Source organism: Streptomyces sp. NPDC046727, assembly GCF_040645635.1.
Lineage (GTDB): Bacteria > Actinomycetota > Actinomycetes > Streptomycetales > Streptomycetaceae > Streptomyces.
The window spans coordinates 183,109-197,308 of record NZ_JBEYYR010000005.1; the positions used below are offsets into that span (position 1 = coordinate 183,109).

Below are 14,200 nucleotides of genomic sequence, written 5' to 3' on the forward strand. Positions count from 1 at the left end.
CGTGACAGGTCGTCTCTGGGGAAGCTGTCAGGTAGGCCGCGTTACCGGCGTTCCCCGTGCCGGCTGCCGCGCAGCCGGGCGAGGGTGGTGTCCAGGTCGGCCTGGCGGGGCCGGTTGTGGGGCAGTTTGGCGAGCAGGGTCGCCATTCCGCAGGTGTTGGTCAGGGCGGAGAAGACCAGGCCGCCGGCGATACCGGCGGACAGCAGTTGGAAGGCCGGGTGGACGACCAGCCCGAGCAGGAGACCCAGCAGGACGATCGCACCGGCGGTGAGCCGGACCTGGCGTTCCATGCTCCAGGTGGTCCTCCCGGCTCCCTCGGGCCGGCGCAGGTCATGGCCCTGGGTCGTCCAGGCGCCGGTGCCTCCGGCGAGGGTGGCGGCGGTGATGCCGTTCTCGGCGAGGATGCGGCAGGCGTTCTCCGAGCGGGCGCCGGAGGCGCAGACGACGAGGATGTCGCCGTGCTCGGCGGCGGTGCGGATGTCCGGCAGGGCCCGGTCGAGCTGGTCGAGCGGGATGTTGAGGGCGCCGGGCACGTGGCCGCCGGCGTACTCGCCAGGGGTGCGCACGTCGATGACGGTCAGCTCGTGCAGACGGGAGCGGGCCTGGCCGGGGTCGAGAGCGGTGGGTGTGGTCATGACGGATGTCTTCCTTGTGTGTCGGCGGCGCCCGGGGCGTGAAGGCTGTGCGTCCCCACGGTAGGGCCGCGAGTGGTCGTGAACTCATCTGATGGATGCCGCGAACCGGCGCGTTCTGAACGACCGCGCCGGACGGAGGGGCGGATCTCCGGCGGCTGTGGACCGCCGGAACGGGTGGTCGTGTCGGGCGAGGGCAGGCAGCGGCCGTGCGGCCGGGCCGCGGGGGCTGATCTCCCGTCGGTCTGACCGTGGGTGTTCCCTGGCTCTTCGGCCTGACTGTGGGTGTGCTCTGGCCCTGTCGGCTCGACACGCTCATACGAGTGCGTCCACGAGCATGCAGGCGGCCACGGCGAGCAGGACGCAGGCGAAGACCCGCTGGAGCGTTTCGCCTTCGGTCTTCTTCGCCAGCCGCCTGCCGTCCCAGGCTCCCAGGATCGCCGCCCCGGTGAAGGGCGAGATCACCGACCAGTCCAGGTGCGTCCCGGTGCCGGCGCGTGCGATGAGCGCGGCCAGTGAGTTGAGCGAGATGACCAGCAGGCTGGTGCCCATGGCGGTACGCATGGCCAGGCCGAGGACACCCACCAGGGCGGGTACGGCGAGAAAGCCGCCGCCCACACCGAGGAACCCGGTCACCGCGCCCAGTCCGGCTCCGGCGGCTCCGGCCTTCCCTGGGCGGACAAGGGGGCCGGACGGTTCCGTGGGCGCGGGGCGCAGCATGCGCAGGGCCGCCAGCCCGGCGATGACGGCGAAGGCCGCGGTGAGTACGGGCTGCGGCAGGTGGTCGGCGGCTGCCCCTGCGAGCATCGCGGGCACGATGCCCGCGGCGGCGAACAACAGGCCGGTACGCCAGGCCACGTTGCCGTCCCGGGCGTGCCCGGTCAGGGCGGTGACCGAGGTGAGCGCGACGATGACCAGGCTCGCCGTGGTCGCCTCCGCCGGGGTGAAGCCGAGCAGGTAGATCAGGGCAGGTACCGCCAGGACACTGCCACCACCGCCGAGACCGCCCAGGGCCAGACCGACGACGGCGCCGGCGACCAGCGCGAGAAGCAGACCGGTCATGCTATAGAGCCGCTGTTCCCGCGTTCGTCGACCACCGGGTGCCGGAAGAGGGACATCGAACAACCTCTCAAGAACTCGAAGAATCGGGGGACGTCCGGCTCAGCGGGTGATGACACGCAGCCCGGCCGCGGCGGCGGAGTCGAACGCGTCGTCCACGGCCACGACGTTCCGGCCGGCCGCATGGAGCAGGGAAGCGGCGATGCCGGCGCGCATGCCGCCGGCGCAGTGCACCCACACCGTGCCCGCGGGCACTTCCGCCAGCCGCCTGTGCAGTTCGTGGATCGGGACGTGAACGGAACCATCGATGTGTCCGGTGGCCCGCTCCGAGTCCCGCCGCACGTCGAGGACGACGATGCCGTCCGTGCCGCGCATGGCCAGCCCGGCGAACGTCGAGCGCGGGAACGAGACCGGCCTGCCTCCGTCCGGCACCCACTGGTCCGGAGTGCCGGTGGCGGAGGCCGCGGGACGGTCGATACCGACCCGGACCAACTCACGCTGGGCGGCGGCAAGTTGCTCCGGGGACTCGGCCAGCAGCGTGACCGGCTTGCCCCACGGGAGCATCCAGGCCAGGTAGGTGGCGAGCTTGCCGTCCGCCTCGAAGTTGAACGAGCCGGCGACATGACCCTCGGCGAACGCGACACGGCCGCGCAGATCGACCACCCACTCACCGGCCGCCAGCCGGGCGGCGATCTCCTCGGCGTCCGCGACGGCCGGCGGGGTCAGGTCCACCGGGGCGGGCCCGGCGGCATTGGCCGGTCCCATGTGCGCGTAGTAGGCGGGAACGTCGTCGAGCCCGGCCAGCAGACGGGCGACGAAGGAGTCCACGTCCGTGGTGGTGAGCGCCGCGTTCACGGCTTTCTCCGTGCCGATCGTGGTGGCGTCGCCCTCGGCCTGCGCCGAGGAGCAGAAACTGCCGAAGCCGTGCGTGGGCAGCACGGACGTGTTGTCCGGCAGCTCCCGCGCCAGGCGGTGCGCCGACGCGTGCTGGGCACGCGCCAGCTGCTCGGTCAGCCTGGGCTCCACCAGATCCGGTCGGCCTACGGTACCGATCAGCAGGGAACCGCCGGTGAACGCGGCCACCGGCAGGCCGCTCTCCTCCAGCACGTACGAAGTGTGATGCGGCGTGTGCCCAGGGGTGCCGAGCGCCCGCAGTGCGAGTCCTGCGTCGATCTCCGTGACATCGCCGTCGGCCACCGGCACACGGCTGAACGCCACCCGCGCCCCGGCCGGCACCAGATAGGCGGCGCCCGTGATCCGGGCCAGCTCCAGGCCGCCGGTGACGTAGTCGTTGTGCAGGTGCGTCTCCACCACGTGCGAGATCCGCACCCCGCGCCGGGCGGCAGCCAGCAGAACCCGGTCGATGTCCCGGGGCGGGTCCACCGCCACGGCCGTACGCCTGCCACCGGCCAGGTAGCTGCGGTTTCCCAGCCCCTCCAGCGCGATGGTGTCGATGAAGAACATCGTGCACTCCCTTCCTGAAATTACCCCCGGGGGTATATGGCAACCGTAGCACGGGTACCCCGGGGGGTATTCGGGGTGGTGTGGAAGGGAGGGAAAGGGTGTCGATGTCGACTGGATCAGCGCTTGTCGTGGCTGATATGAGAGGGGGCGACGGCGGTCGCCTGGCGCCGCGTCCATGCGGCCTGCGACGTGCAAGCCCCGGTTAAGATACCCAGAGGGGTATACGGGAGGAGTGGGTCGTGGAACTGGGTATGGCTGCGGAGGAGCTGAAGGCGGTGGTGAACCGGCTGCGCCGGGCACAGGGCCAGATCGCCGGCGTGATCAAGATGATCGAGGAGGGCCGGGACTGCGAGGAAGTGGTCACTCAGCTCGCCGCCGCTTCTCGTGCCCTGGACAAGGCAGGCTTCGCGGTCATCGCCACCGGCCTGCAGCGCTGCCTCACCGACCCCGAGATGGCCTCCGACGAAGACCGGGACCAGATGCGCGCCCGACTGGAGAAGCTCTTCCTGTCGCTTGCCTGAGCGGGGGAGGGGCTGTCGCCGCGACCGTACCCCGCCATCTACCCGATCACCGTCAACACCCTCGCCACCAGTGCGGGATCCAGCTGGTGGCGAGGGTGTTCACGTCACGTGATCGCCTTCAGTCCGCCGGCCGGTCAGGCACGGCAGCGGAGCATCTCCAGCGGCGGGTGTGCGAGCAGGTCCGCCCAGAAGTCCTCGCCGAACTCGCGGATGCCCGCTTCGGACACCTGCAGCGGAACCCACTTCACGTCACTGAACCCGGCCGCCCGCAGACACTCCTCGTACACCTCGCGGCGCGGGACCGTGGAGACGATGCTGATCGGCTGCGGTTCGAGGAGAGCGGTGACCCGCACCCGCGGACCCGTCTCGGCTTCCTCACCGGTCGGTTCGCAGAGGAACCCGTACTTGTCCAGAGACGCACAGTCGAACCGGTAGTCGGGCTTCTGGCAGAACACGAAGAACTCTCCACCCGGCACCAGGTTCCGGTGGATGTTGCGGCACATCCGCTCCATCCCCGCCAAGTCCTCGGCGTAGTTGAGGCACTGCACCGCCACCGCGATGTCGAAGCGCGGGTCGAGAGGCTGCAGTTCGGCCACGTCACCGACCGCGTAGCGCGCGCCCAGCGGCTCGCGCAGTTCCATCTCCTGCGCGGCGGCGATCATCTCGACGGAGATGTCGACACCGAAGACGTCCGTGGCGCCGCGCCGCTTGAACTCCCTGCTGTAGAAGCCGGTGCCGCATGCCACGTCGAGTACCGACTTACCGCTGACGTCCCCGACCATTCCCAGGAAGCTCGGCACCTCCCCGTAACGTATCAGCGGCAGGGACTTGAATCCCTCGAAGGCCTCGCCGATCTCGTCGTACTGCTGCACGCTCATGTGCCGCCCCCTTCTGCATGTGGTCCTGTACATGGCCACGCCGGCCCTCCTGGCGCAGGGGTTCTCCGGGCCGCGGCCGTGGCAGAGAGTCTCCTCTCGCCCTGTCCGGCCGCCGTACTGGCAGATGGCACAAGAAGTCGGCCCGGTGGCCCTCGTATCACCCAACACCGCCTCGCGACGAGGACAGCACGAGTGTGCGGAAGGACGCGACGATCGGGCGCAGGTCGGTGCGGTGCCAGGCGGCCCACAGTCGTACCGAGGCGTCGAGCCAGGGCAGTTCGTGGACGGTGGCACCGGGCACGGTCGCTCGGGTCATGCTCTCCTGCACCAGCGCACAGCCCAGACCGGAGGCGACCAGGCCGAGCGCGGTGAGCGGCCCGGGTGCTTCGAGGCGGATGTCGGGGGTGAAACCGGCCGCCGCGCAAGCGGCGACGAAGGCGTCACGCCAGTCCGGGACCCGGCTGTCCTCCACGGCGATCCACGCCTGCCCGTCCAGATCGCCCGGCCGGATCCGCTCCCGCCCGGCCAAGGGGTGCCCGGACGGCAGGGCCAGCAGCAGCGGATCCTGAAGCAGCAAGGCCCCGAGCAGGTCCGCATCGTCTTCCGGGGGCGCCTGCGGGACGAGCGCGATGTCCAGGCTGCGCTGGCGCAGGCCCTCGAACTGCTGCGCCGCGGGCAGGTCGTACAGGGCGACGTGGATCCCGGGCCGTTCGTCGTGCAGGGCACGCAGCGCGCGGGGCAGTACACCGGTGTGCATGGCGTCGCCGACGTAGCCCACGCACAGGCCGCCTTCCTCGCCGCGGCCCAGGCGCCGGCCGAGGTTCTCCAGCCGGCCGGCGTGGCGCAGCAGGGCCTGGGCCTCGGTCAGGAAGATCCGGCCGTCGGAGGTGAGACGGATGCGCTGCTGGGTGCGCTCGAACAGGGTCAGGCCGAGGTTCTTCTCCAGTTGGGCGATCTGCCGGCTCAATGGCGACTGGGAGATGTGCAGGCGCTCGGCGGCCCGGCCGACGTGCTCCTCCTCGGCCACAGCCACGAAATAGCGCAGTTGTCGCAGGTCAAGCATGGTAAGACGCTCCGGGACTCAACTATGTCCAAGTAAGTCTTGGACAGTCTGATACGTCGATCCTAGCCTCGGTGGAGCAAGAGCCGCGGAGCCGGACGAACTCGCTCGAACTCCGCATCACGTATCACAGAAGGATCTTCTTCCCATGGGCATCACGTCCCTGCTGCCGGGCCGCCTGGGCTTCGGCACCGCACCGCTGGGCAACATGTTCCGCGCGATCCCCGACGAGGAGGCCGCCGCCACCGTCGAGGCCGCCTGGGACGCGGGCATCCGCTACTTCGACACCGCTCCCTTCTACGGCGCGGGCCTGTCCGAGATCCGCCTCGGCGAGGTCCTGGCCGGCCGGCCGCGCGACGCCTACGTGCTCAGCACCAAGGTCGGCCGCGTCATCCTCGACGAGACGGAGGACCCCGCCGCCCGCGACCTGGGCGAGAAGGGCGGACTGTTCGAGCACGGCCGCCCGAACAAGATGATCGACGCCTACACCGCTGACGCGACACTGCGCTCCATCGAGGACAGCCTGCGGCGGCTGAAGACCGACCGCCTCGACATCGTGTGGGTGCACGATGTCGCCCAGGACTTCCACGGCGACAACTGGCTCGCCGTCTACGAAAGCGCCCGCACCGGTGCCTTCCGCGTCCTGCAGCGGCTGCGCGACGAAGGAGTGATCAAGGCCTGGGGGCTCGGCGTGAACCGGGTGGAGCCCATCGAGCTGACCCTCGACCTGGACGAGCCCCGCCCCGACGCGTTCCTCCTCGCCGGCCGCTACACGCTCCTCGATCACGACCGGTCGCTGCAGCGCCTGCTCCCGGCCGCCGCCGCGCGCGGCGTCGACATGGTCGTCGGCGGCCCCTACAGCTCGGGCATCCTCGCCGGCGGGCAGCACTTCGAGTACCAGAAGGCACCGGACCACGTCGTCGCCAAGGTCGAGCGGATCAAGGCCCTGGCCGCCGCGCACCAGGTGAGCATCAAGGCCGCCGCCCTCCAGTTCGCCCTGGCCCATCCCGCCACGGCGGCCGTCGTGCCCGGCGCCACCCGGCCCAGCCGCATCGCCGAGGACGTCGCCGCGCTCGCCGAGCGCGTGCCCGCCGCGTTCTGGGCGGCCCTGCGCCAGGAGAACCTCATCGCCTCCGACGCCCCCACCCCGACCGTCTGACCCCGCCCCGATCCGAGGAACAGCACTATGGCAACCACCACCGCCACCATCGACCTGCCCCGCTCCGCCGACGCGGTCTGGGAGCTGATCGGCGGCTTCGGCTCACTGCCCGACTGGCTCCCCTACATCCCCGGCAGCGAACTGTCCGAGGGCGGCCGCGTACGCCGGCTGACCACCGAGGACGGCGGCACCGTGGTCGAACGCCTGCAGTCCTTCGACCACGCCGCCCGCAGCTACTCCTACGCCATAGAGCAGGCCCCGTTCCCGGTCACCGGCTACCGCTCCACCCTCACCGTGCACGACGTGCCCGCAGCCCCCGGTACCTGCCGGGTGGAATGGTCAGGAACGTTCACCCCGGCCGGCATCAGCGACCGCGACGCCGAGGACCTCTTCCACGGCATCTACACCGACGGGCTCGCCGCACTGGCACGCACCCTGCAGGGGTGAACCGAGCGGCCCGGGCGCGGGGCGCCGGCACGGCCGGTCACCCCGCGCCGCTAGTCCGTATCGGCGGGGCTGGGCGGGCGCAGGGCGTGGGGCGCGTGTGAGGGCCGTGAACGCTGCGACCCTCGTCGCCCATGGAGATCACCACCTTCTACGCCCTCTTCTCCGCGACCTGCTTCACCTTGGTCGGCCTGTGGTGGAACGTCGTTCAGAGTCATGCCGACTGGACGTGCAACCCCGCCCAGCGCCGCGTCGTCGGCGGGGTCTACGTGTCCTTCCTGCTGCCCGCCCTGATGGGCCTGTTCGCCCAGGTCGGCGGCACCGAGCAGCCACAGATCTGGCGGGCGGCCTTCACCGCCCTCGCGGTGGTCGGCTGCGTGTGCACCCTGCGGCTGCTGGCCCGCACCCGCGGCGACAATTACGTCGCCTGGCAGCAGGCCGGCGCCACCATGCTCTACAGCCTGATCGCGGTCGTCGGCGTGTCCCCCGACCTCGCAGGCCACGTCGGGCTGCGCCCCATCCAGGCCGAGGCACTCATGCTGATTGCCCTGATCGTCCTGGGCCACGCCCTCGTCTGGCGATTCATGGTGGGCGAGGGGCGTGTCGCGGAGGAGGACTGATGACCTGATCCCCGGGACACGGCCTCACCCCGCCCGTCGGGGCACACCACGCCGGGCCTCCACCGCGTCCATGAAGTCCAGCATCAGGCGGTTGGACCGCTCGGCGTGGTCGATCTGGGGGCCGTGGCCGGTGTTGGCGAGGATCTCGGCCCGGGCGCCCGGGATCAGCCGCGGGATGCGCTCCAGCTGCCGCTGCGGGTGCACCAGCAGGCTGCGCTTGCCCATCAGCAGGTACAACGGCGTGCGGATGCCCGCCAGTTCGGCCTCGGACAGGGGCAGGGGAGCGGGGCGGCGTATGCGGTAGGCACGGACCCCGGCCCTGATCATGGTGCGCAGCTCCGGTACGACGAGCACCGGCTGCTCCAGCCAGGCGGCGAGCCGGGGCCGCAGCGCCTTGGGGGCGAAGGTGGCGAACAGACTCGTGAAGATCCAGACGAAGAAGCGCAGCCCCACCTTCTCCAGGCCGCCCGGGTCGAGCAGCGTGACCGAGGCGAGGCGCTCCGGCCGCAGGTGCGCCTGGTTCAGGGCGAGCCAGCCGCCGTAGGAGCTGCCGACGAGGTGGACCCGGTCGAGCCCGAGCCCGGCGAGGGCCTCGTCGAGCCACTGCGCGGCCCGTTCGGGCTGGTGGATCGGGGCGCGCTGCACGCTGCGGCCGGGATCGCCCGGGGTGTCGAGCGCGTAGACGGTCCGCTCGCCGCTCAGGTCGGGGGTGTTCGGGTACCACATGGCGGAGCAGCTGCCCGCGCCGTGCACGAGGACGACGGGCGTGCGGTCGCGCGCGGCCGGGTCGTCGGGGTCGTAGCGGTAGACGTGCGTGGTCGCGAAGGACGTCTCCACGTCCTGCTCCCAGGACGCGGGCGCGCCCAGCGCGTAGAGCGCGTCGCAGGCGGCGAAGTAGCGCTCGCGCAGGGCGTCGCTGACGTAGCGGCCGACGTCGGCCTGAGGACGGGCTGTTGCGGACGGAGACACGGCCACCTCCCGGGTAGTCGATCTTTGTGATACGACCGTACCACGATGATGATACGGATGTATCATCAAAATGGCCGGGGTCGAGCAGTGCCAGCGAGGAGCGGAGAGCCGGACGATGCCCAAGCGTGTGGATCATGCAGAGCGGCGGACCGAGATCGCGGAGGCGCTCGTCCGGGCCGCCGGACGACTCGGGCTGCACGCGGTGGGCATGCGCGACGTGGCGGCGGAGGCGGGCGTGTCACTCCGGCTGGTGCAGTACTACTTCGAGTCCAAGGAGAAACTGCTCCTGTTCGGACTCCGGCATCTGGCCGAGCGGTTCGGGCAGCGGGTCACCGCCCGGGTACGGGCCGCCGGGGCACATCCGGGAGCACGCGCGGTGATCGAGGCGCTGCTCGGGGCGGCCCTGCCCGTCGACGAGGAGAGCCGCACCTTCCACCACCTCTACACCTCCTACGCGGTCCTGGCCGTGACCGACGACGCACTGGCCGCCCAGCCGTTCATCAAGGACCCCGACAGCGCCGAGGACACCGTCGCCGGACTCCTCCAGCAGGCGGCGGAGCAAGGGCAGTTGCGGCCCGGCGTGGACCCCCGCGCGGCGGCGGCCGGCCTGCTGGCCATGTCCGCGGGCCTGGGCACCAGTGTCCTCGTCGGCCAGCGCAGCGCACAGTCGGCCGCCGAGATCCTCGCCCACCACCTGGACCAGATCTTCCTGCCCGCACCCGCCGACGCGGCCTGAGCCCCCGGCCGCGCCCCCGTCGCGCGGACCGGAGCAGTCCGCGCGGCGCTTACCCCGGAGGTCATCGCGGCATGCGGCATGCCCGGTTACGTTCGAGGTGTCGTACCGGAACCGACCGAAGGAATCCGGACATGCCCGCATACGGATTCGCGCACCTACGCGACCGCCGAGAACACCCCGACATCTTCGAGTACTTGGAACGCATCCAGTCCACCCTCGACCCGTTCCACGGTCGCTTCCTTGTCCACGGACCACCCGACGAGGTGGTGGAGGGGAACTGGCCGGGCAGCATGGTGCTGATCGAGTTCCCCGACCTGACCCGGGCCCGCGCCTGGTACGCGTCCCCGGCGTACCAGGAGATCCTGCGGCTGCGGACCGACCACATCGAGGGGGACGTCGTCCTGGCCGAGGGCGTCGGCCCCGGCTACGACCCCCGAGAACGCGCGGTGAAACTGCGGGCGGAGACGACCGGGGGAGCGGACCTGACCTGAAGAGGTATCAGCGCTCCTTGACGGCACGCAGCAGTGTGACGCCGAGCCACGGGCCGCCGTACCAGTACCCGGGGCCGAGTCCGCGCAGCGTGCCCTGGCCGAGGTGCGCGGCGTACTTCCTTGCCATGGGCCAGAAGTCGGCGACGAGCAACTGCCCGCCCGGGCGCAGCACCCGCATGGCCTCGTCCACCGCGCGGTATCGCCCCTCGAACGACGGGATGTTGTGGATGGCCAGCGCGCTCGTCACGACGTCGAAGGAGCCGTCCGCAAACGGCAACGCGGTCATGTCGGCCGTATGGACGTCCACGCGGTCGGCGACCCCGGCCGCGGCGGCGTTGGCGAGCGTGGTCTCGGGCCGGTTCCCGTTCTGGTCCTGTGCGGACCACAGGTCCACGCCGACGGCGCGCCCCGTCGGCAGCCGTTTGGCCGCCTCGATCAATACCGCGCCGCGACCGCAGCCCAGGTCCAGCAACTGTTCGTCGCCCTTCAGGCCGGCCTGGTCGAGCTGCCGCCTCCAGATGCGCAGCTTGCCGCTCAGGGTGGTGTGCAGGTAGACGCCGGTGTTGGCGAGCATTACCGCCCCGGCGGTCGCCATCGCGTTCCGGCCCGGCCGCCGCCGGCGGCCGGCGGCCAGGCAGCAGGCCGTGCCGACGGCACCGAGTACCGCCGGGAACGCGGGAGCGTCAATGCCGTACCGCGGCCACTGAAGGCGCGGCAGTGGGGAGTCATCTCGGTTCTTGGACATATGCGCAGTGTCACAAGACCCATTGCCGGCCGGCTTGTAGAAATGTTCCCCCGTGATCCGTCACCGGTCCCGCGTCTGCCGGCGCGGACCATGGGTCAAGCAGGCAATGGTCAGGACGCGGACAGGTACTCGGGGGCGGCCCACGCGACGTCGTCGACCGCGAGCCACGGCGCCACCGCGACGGCCGTGGGCGTCACACCGGCAAAGGCCATGACATCCCGATGGAGATGGGACTGGTCGGCGTAGCCGATCTCCGCCGCCACCCGTGCGGCGCTGTGACCAGCGGCCAGACGGTGCGCCGCGTGGTCGAAACGGACGAGCTGAGCGGCGCGCTTGGGAGTGAGGCCGATCTGGGCCCGGAACCGGGACCACAGACGCTTACGGCTCCAGCCGACCTCTGCTGCCAGCCGCTCGACCCGTACCCCTCCCAGGTTCGTCACGATCCGCCCCCACACGAAGGCGACCTCAGGCTCGACCGCTCGGCCCGCCTCGTGCCGTCGGACGAGCGCGGCCTCCGCCATCGCGAACCGGTCCTCCCATGAGCCGGCGGCACGCAGTCGCTCCTGGGTGCGTGCGGCGTCGCGGCCCCAGAGATCGTCGAGGGAGAGCACCGTGGCGCCCGGCTCCGCACAGGTGCCCAGCACCGCGTGCGCGACCGGCGGCGACAACCGCACCTGGAGGCACTCGATGTCCCGGCCGCGCCCTCGCACCCCGCCGGACGCGAGGCCCACGACGACGCTGCCGCTCTGCCGCCGGCCGCTGACGTCGTCGACGGCGAGCGGCCCGTCGCCGAGGTCGACGGCCACCGTGACGGCCGGGTACGGGACGACGCCCAGGTCGACGAGGTCGGTCGTACGGGCGCGGAATCCGGCCATGCTGACTCCCGGCAGCCGGACGGGCCGTGACGGAGTCGCGATGTCCCACACCGACGCGGCGGCGTGGGCCTGCTCGGCGGATCGCATGGCGCCAAGCTACGCGACATTCGTACAAGACGCGACGTCGGAGGCGCGACGACACTGACGGCTCCCGCACGTCCCGTACCGGAAGGACCGCCTGTGATGCGCTCGCCGATCGACCCGTTCACGCCGGCCGTCGAACTCGCCGCGGCCATTCGCCGGAAGGAGGTGAGTCCGGTCGAGGTGGCCGACTGCTTTCTCGAGCGGATGGATGAGCTCGACCCCCGGCTGAACGCCTTCTGCCACCGGGCCGACGACGACGTCCGCAAAGCCGCGTCCGCCGCGGCCGACGCTGTGGCGCGGGCCGGGTCGGCCGAGGACCTTCCGCCGTTCCACGGCGTCCCGCTGCCGGTCAAGGACCTTGTCGACGTAGCTGGTTGGCCCACCACCCATGGGTCCGCCGGCGCCGGGCAGGCACCGGCCGAGGCATCGGACCCGGTCGTACGACGGTTCGTGGACGCGGGTTTCGTCCTGCTCGGCAAGACCACCACCTCCGAGTTCGGCAGCCTGCCCTTCACCGAGAGCGAGGCCCTGGGCGTCTCGCGCAACCCGTGGAACCCGGACCGTACGCCCGGCGGGTCGTCGAGCGGAGCGGGCGCTGCCGTCGCCGCCGGGATGGCACCCATCGCCCACGCCGAGGACGGCGGCGGATCGATACGGATCCCGGCGTCGTGCAACGGCCTCGTCGGTCTCAAACCCACCCGCGGCCTGGTCACCAACGCCGTCGTGGAGGTGGAGGGGCTCGGCACCAGCGGCGTGCTCACCCGCTCGGTGGCGGACACCGCGGCGGCCCTCGATGTGCTGGCGCGGCACGACCCGGCCGCGTGGTGGTCGCCTCCGACACCGCGCACCCCCTTCGCCGCAGCGGCGAACACGGACATGCCGACCGGGCTGCGGATCGGTGCGCTCACCGACTCCCCGATCGATGGGATCCGCGTGCACCCGGCGTGTATCGCGGCCGTCGACGTCACTCTCCGCACACTCGAATCGGCCGGTCAGCACATTGTCGACACCCCCCTTCCACTGCCGTCGACCGACGAGCTGGTCGCGGCGTTCACGATCTTGTGGAACGTCGGCGGTGCCGGAATTGCGCTCGCGGAGCCGGACCGTGTCGAGCCGCACAACCGCGCCCTGCGTGAGGCGGCACGAGCGATCGACTCGTGGGCGTACGCGGAAGGGCTGAGGAAGACCCAGCAGTTGTCGCGGCGCATCGTCGAAGGCTTCCTCGCCGGCTTCGACCTCCTCGTCACGCCGACGATGGCCTGCCTCCCGCCGCTCGTCGGTGCCTGGCGGGCAGGCATCGAGGACGATCCCCTGAGGGCGCTGCGGAACAGTTACCCGATGGGGGTGTTCACGTCGGTGTTCAACGTGACGGGCCAGCCGGCGATCTCCCTCCCCGTCCACCACGACGAGGCGACCGGCCTGCCCGTCGGCGTCCAGATCGTGGCAGCACCCTGGCGGGAAGACCTGCTGCTCCAGGTGTCTCGCACCCTCGAACTCGCACACCCCTGGGCCGGTCGCCGCCCGGCTGTCAGCTGAACGGCCTGTCGAGGGGTATCGCCGAGATACGGGGCAAAGGGGCAATGAGACGATCCTGAAGCCCTGTCAGGTGGTGCCTTCGGCCTCTTCGGTGTCGGCGAGGATGCGGTAGACGGTGGCGACCGAGGGCCGCCGGCCCTTGTTCTTGCCCGAGGTGATGACCGGCTTCTGGGCGATCTGCGGTACGGCACGCCGTTGGCCCGCAGGGTTCGGGCGTAGTCGGCCATGTCGTCGTCGACGACCTCGGGGCGTCCGCCGTGTCGGCCGCGCTCGCGGGCGGATGCCTGGCCTTCGAGGGACTTCTCCCGGATGCACTCGCGCTCTGACTCTGCCATGCCGGCGAAGAACGCGAAGAACGCGAAGAGGGCGGCGCCATGCCCGGAGGGGTCGTAGACCCCTTGGAGGGGGCCGGTGAGGAGTTCGAGCTGGATGTCGTGTGGTCGGCCGGGGGGCACTCCAGATTCCTCCGGCCTTGTGCGAGCGCAAGGCGTGACCGCCTTCGCTGAGCAGTTGGGCCGGAAGAGTCACGAAAGATCGAAGAGATTTGTGTCGCGGGCCCCCTCACCGCCCGGACAAGGCAGGCTCGGACCGACGACCTCTCGAACGAAGAAGCCGCCGCTCGGGTAGTCCCGAAAGACGTAAAGCCATGGCTGAGGACAGCAGTGCCCGCAGCGGCGTACCCGCCCAACCATTTCTCCACCGTGTGCCCGGCCGCAGTCAGGCCGGGGCTGCCGCCGTTTCACCTGTGAGGTGCGCGGTCCGGGCAACCATCGCCCCCTGTTGGTGAGGCCAGACCGAACCGCCAGTAGGGAGATGCTGAGCCGCTACTCGTTCCAGCTGCCCGGGCTGTGGCCCCTGCGGTGACTGAGGCCCTTCAAGATCGTTCCAATGTGGGTTTTGCAGGCACCTTGGCTGGACCCCAGGCAG

The 14,200-nt window shown here is 71.1% G+C and carries 15 protein-coding genes; 7 read left to right on the top strand and 8 right to left on the bottom strand.

What is annotated here, in order from left to right; genetic code table 11:
- Positions 1–41 precede the first annotated feature (41 nt).
- The 3 genes from ABZ937_RS08240 to ABZ937_RS08250 all read right to left on the bottom strand — a co-directional run bounded on the left by ABZ937_RS08240 (position 42) and on the right by ABZ937_RS08250 (position 3,155).
- Positions 42–635: a rhodanese-like domain-containing protein gene (locus ABZ937_RS08240; protein WP_361687392.1), complete on the bottom strand. Its 594-nt coding sequence runs from the start codon at positions 633–635 to the stop codon at positions 42–44.
- Positions 636–947: 312 nt separating this feature from the next.
- Complete coding sequence (locus tag ABZ937_RS08245; RefSeq protein ID WP_361687395.1) at positions 948–1,694, bottom strand: sulfite exporter TauE/SafE family protein; 747 nt, start codon at positions 1,692–1,694, stop codon at positions 948–950.
- A 99-nt stretch (positions 1,695–1,793) separates the two neighbouring features.
- Positions 1,794–3,155 carry an MBL fold metallo-hydrolase gene (locus ABZ937_RS08250; protein WP_361687398.1) on the bottom strand — a complete coding sequence of 454 codons (1,362 nt, stop codon included), beginning with the start codon at positions 3,153–3,155 and terminating at the stop codon, positions 1,794–1,796.
- Positions 3,156–3,394: 239 nt separating this feature from the next.
- Here ABZ937_RS08250 and ABZ937_RS08255 point away from each other — a divergent pair, with 239 nt between their 5' ends.
- The gene (locus ABZ937_RS08255; RefSeq protein ID WP_361687401.1) at positions 3,395–3,676 is read left to right on the top strand and encodes a metal-sensitive transcriptional regulator; all 282 of its coding nucleotides are present in this window, start codon (positions 3,395–3,397) and stop codon (positions 3,674–3,676) included.
- A gap of 134 nt (positions 3,677–3,810) precedes the next feature.
- On the opposite strand, the gene ABZ937_RS08260 is transcribed toward ABZ937_RS08255, so the two are convergent.
- Positions 3,811–4,554 carry a class I SAM-dependent methyltransferase gene (locus ABZ937_RS08260; protein ID WP_361687404.1) on the bottom strand — a complete coding sequence of 248 codons (744 nt, stop codon included), beginning with the start codon at positions 4,552–4,554 and terminating at the stop codon, positions 3,811–3,813.
- A gap of 157 nt (positions 4,555–4,711) precedes the next feature.
- Positions 4,712–5,617 carry a LysR substrate-binding domain-containing protein gene (locus tag ABZ937_RS08265; RefSeq protein ID WP_361687407.1) on the bottom strand — a complete coding sequence of 302 codons (906 nt, stop codon included), beginning with the start codon at positions 5,615–5,617 and terminating at the stop codon, positions 4,712–4,714.
- A 145-nt stretch (positions 5,618–5,762) separates the two neighbouring features.
- Between ABZ937_RS08265 and ABZ937_RS08270 the strand changes: the two genes are divergently transcribed.
- From ABZ937_RS08270 to ABZ937_RS08280, 3 genes are all read left to right on the top strand, one after another.
- Positions 5,763–6,773, top strand: a complete 1,011-nt coding sequence (locus tag ABZ937_RS08270; RefSeq protein WP_361687410.1) for an aldo/keto reductase — start codon at positions 5,763–5,765, stop codon at positions 6,771–6,773.
- A gap of 27 nt (positions 6,774–6,800) precedes the next feature.
- The gene (locus tag ABZ937_RS08275) at positions 6,801–7,220 is read left to right on the top strand and encodes an SRPBCC family protein (RefSeq protein WP_361687413.1); all 420 of its coding nucleotides are present in this window, start codon (positions 6,801–6,803) and stop codon (positions 7,218–7,220) included.
- Between the two features lie 131 nt (positions 7,221–7,351).
- Positions 7,352–7,837: a hypothetical protein gene (locus ABZ937_RS08280; protein ID WP_361687416.1), complete on the top strand. Its 486-nt coding sequence runs from the start codon at positions 7,352–7,354 to the stop codon at positions 7,835–7,837.
- Positions 7,838–7,861: 24 nt separating this feature from the next.
- Here ABZ937_RS08280 and ABZ937_RS08285 read toward each other — a convergent pair whose 3' ends face one another.
- Positions 7,862–8,812, bottom strand: a complete 951-nt coding sequence (locus tag ABZ937_RS08285; protein ID WP_361687419.1) for an alpha/beta fold hydrolase — start codon at positions 8,810–8,812, stop codon at positions 7,862–7,864.
- A gap of 109 nt (positions 8,813–8,921) precedes the next feature.
- Here ABZ937_RS08285 and ABZ937_RS08290 point away from each other — a divergent pair, with 109 nt between their 5' ends.
- Both ABZ937_RS08290 and ABZ937_RS08295 read left to right on the top strand, forming a co-directional pair.
- The gene (locus ABZ937_RS08290) at positions 8,922–9,542 is read left to right on the top strand and encodes a TetR/AcrR family transcriptional regulator (RefSeq protein WP_361687422.1); all 621 of its coding nucleotides are present in this window, start codon (positions 8,922–8,924) and stop codon (positions 9,540–9,542) included.
- 131 nt (positions 9,543–9,673) lie between these two features.
- On the top strand, positions 9,674–10,033 hold the full coding sequence (locus ABZ937_RS08295; protein WP_361687425.1) for a DUF1330 domain-containing protein: 360 nt from the start codon (positions 9,674–9,676) through the stop codon (positions 10,031–10,033).
- A gap of 7 nt (positions 10,034–10,040) precedes the next feature.
- Here the strand turns inward: ABZ937_RS08295 and ABZ937_RS08300 are convergent, their stop codons facing one another.
- Both ABZ937_RS08300 and ABZ937_RS08305 read right to left on the bottom strand, forming a co-directional pair.
- Complete coding sequence (locus ABZ937_RS08300; RefSeq protein WP_361687428.1) at positions 10,041–10,778, bottom strand: class I SAM-dependent methyltransferase; 738 nt, start codon at positions 10,776–10,778, stop codon at positions 10,041–10,043.
- Positions 10,779–10,888: 110 nt separating this feature from the next.
- Positions 10,889–11,740: a helix-turn-helix domain-containing protein gene (locus ABZ937_RS08305; RefSeq protein WP_361687431.1), complete on the bottom strand. Its 852-nt coding sequence runs from the start codon at positions 11,738–11,740 to the stop codon at positions 10,889–10,891.
- A 96-nt stretch (positions 11,741–11,836) separates the two neighbouring features.
- On the opposite strand from ABZ937_RS08305, the gene ABZ937_RS08310 reads away from it, so the two are divergent.
- Positions 11,837–13,273: an amidase gene (locus ABZ937_RS08310; RefSeq protein WP_361687434.1), complete on the top strand. Its 1,437-nt coding sequence runs from the start codon at positions 11,837–11,839 to the stop codon at positions 13,271–13,273.
- Positions 13,274–14,200 lie beyond the last annotated feature (927 nt).

Coding starts and splice junctions, on each gene's coding strand:
- ABZ937_RS08265 (WP_361687407.1), bottom strand. CDS start 5,617: ATGCTTGACCTGCGACAACTGCGCTATTTCGTGGCTGTGGCCGAGGAG.
- ABZ937_RS08290 (WP_361687422.1), top strand. CDS start 8,922: ATGCCCAAGCGTGTGGATCATGCAGAGCGGCGGACCGAGATCGCGGAG.
- ABZ937_RS08240 (WP_361687392.1), bottom strand. CDS start 635: ATGACCACACCCACCGCTCTCGACCCCGGCCAGGCCCGCTCCCGTCTG.
- ABZ937_RS08245 (WP_361687395.1), bottom strand. CDS start 1,694: ATGACCGGTCTGCTTCTCGCGCTGGTCGCCGGCGCCGTCGTCGGTCTG.
- ABZ937_RS08295 (WP_361687425.1), top strand. CDS start 9,674: ATGCCCGCATACGGATTCGCGCACCTACGCGACCGCCGAGAACACCCC.
- ABZ937_RS08260 (WP_361687404.1), bottom strand. CDS start 4,554: ATGAGCGTGCAGCAGTACGACGAGATCGGCGAGGCCTTCGAGGGATTC.
- ABZ937_RS08305 (WP_361687431.1), bottom strand. CDS start 11,740: ATGCGATCCGCCGAGCAGGCCCACGCCGCCGCGTCGGTGTGGGACATC.
- ABZ937_RS08310 (WP_361687434.1), top strand. CDS start 11,837: ATGCGCTCGCCGATCGACCCGTTCACGCCGGCCGTCGAACTCGCCGCG.
- ABZ937_RS08270 (WP_361687410.1), top strand. CDS start 5,763: ATGGGCATCACGTCCCTGCTGCCGGGCCGCCTGGGCTTCGGCACCGCA.
- ABZ937_RS08300 (WP_361687428.1), bottom strand. CDS start 10,778: ATGTCCAAGAACCGAGATGACTCCCCACTGCCGCGCCTTCAGTGGCCG.
- ABZ937_RS08250 (WP_361687398.1), bottom strand. CDS start 3,155: ATGTTCTTCATCGACACCATCGCGCTGGAGGGGCTGGGAAACCGCAGC.
- ABZ937_RS08280 (WP_361687416.1), top strand. CDS start 7,352: ATGGAGATCACCACCTTCTACGCCCTCTTCTCCGCGACCTGCTTCACC.
- ABZ937_RS08275 (WP_361687413.1), top strand. CDS start 6,801: ATGGCAACCACCACCGCCACCATCGACCTGCCCCGCTCCGCCGACGCG.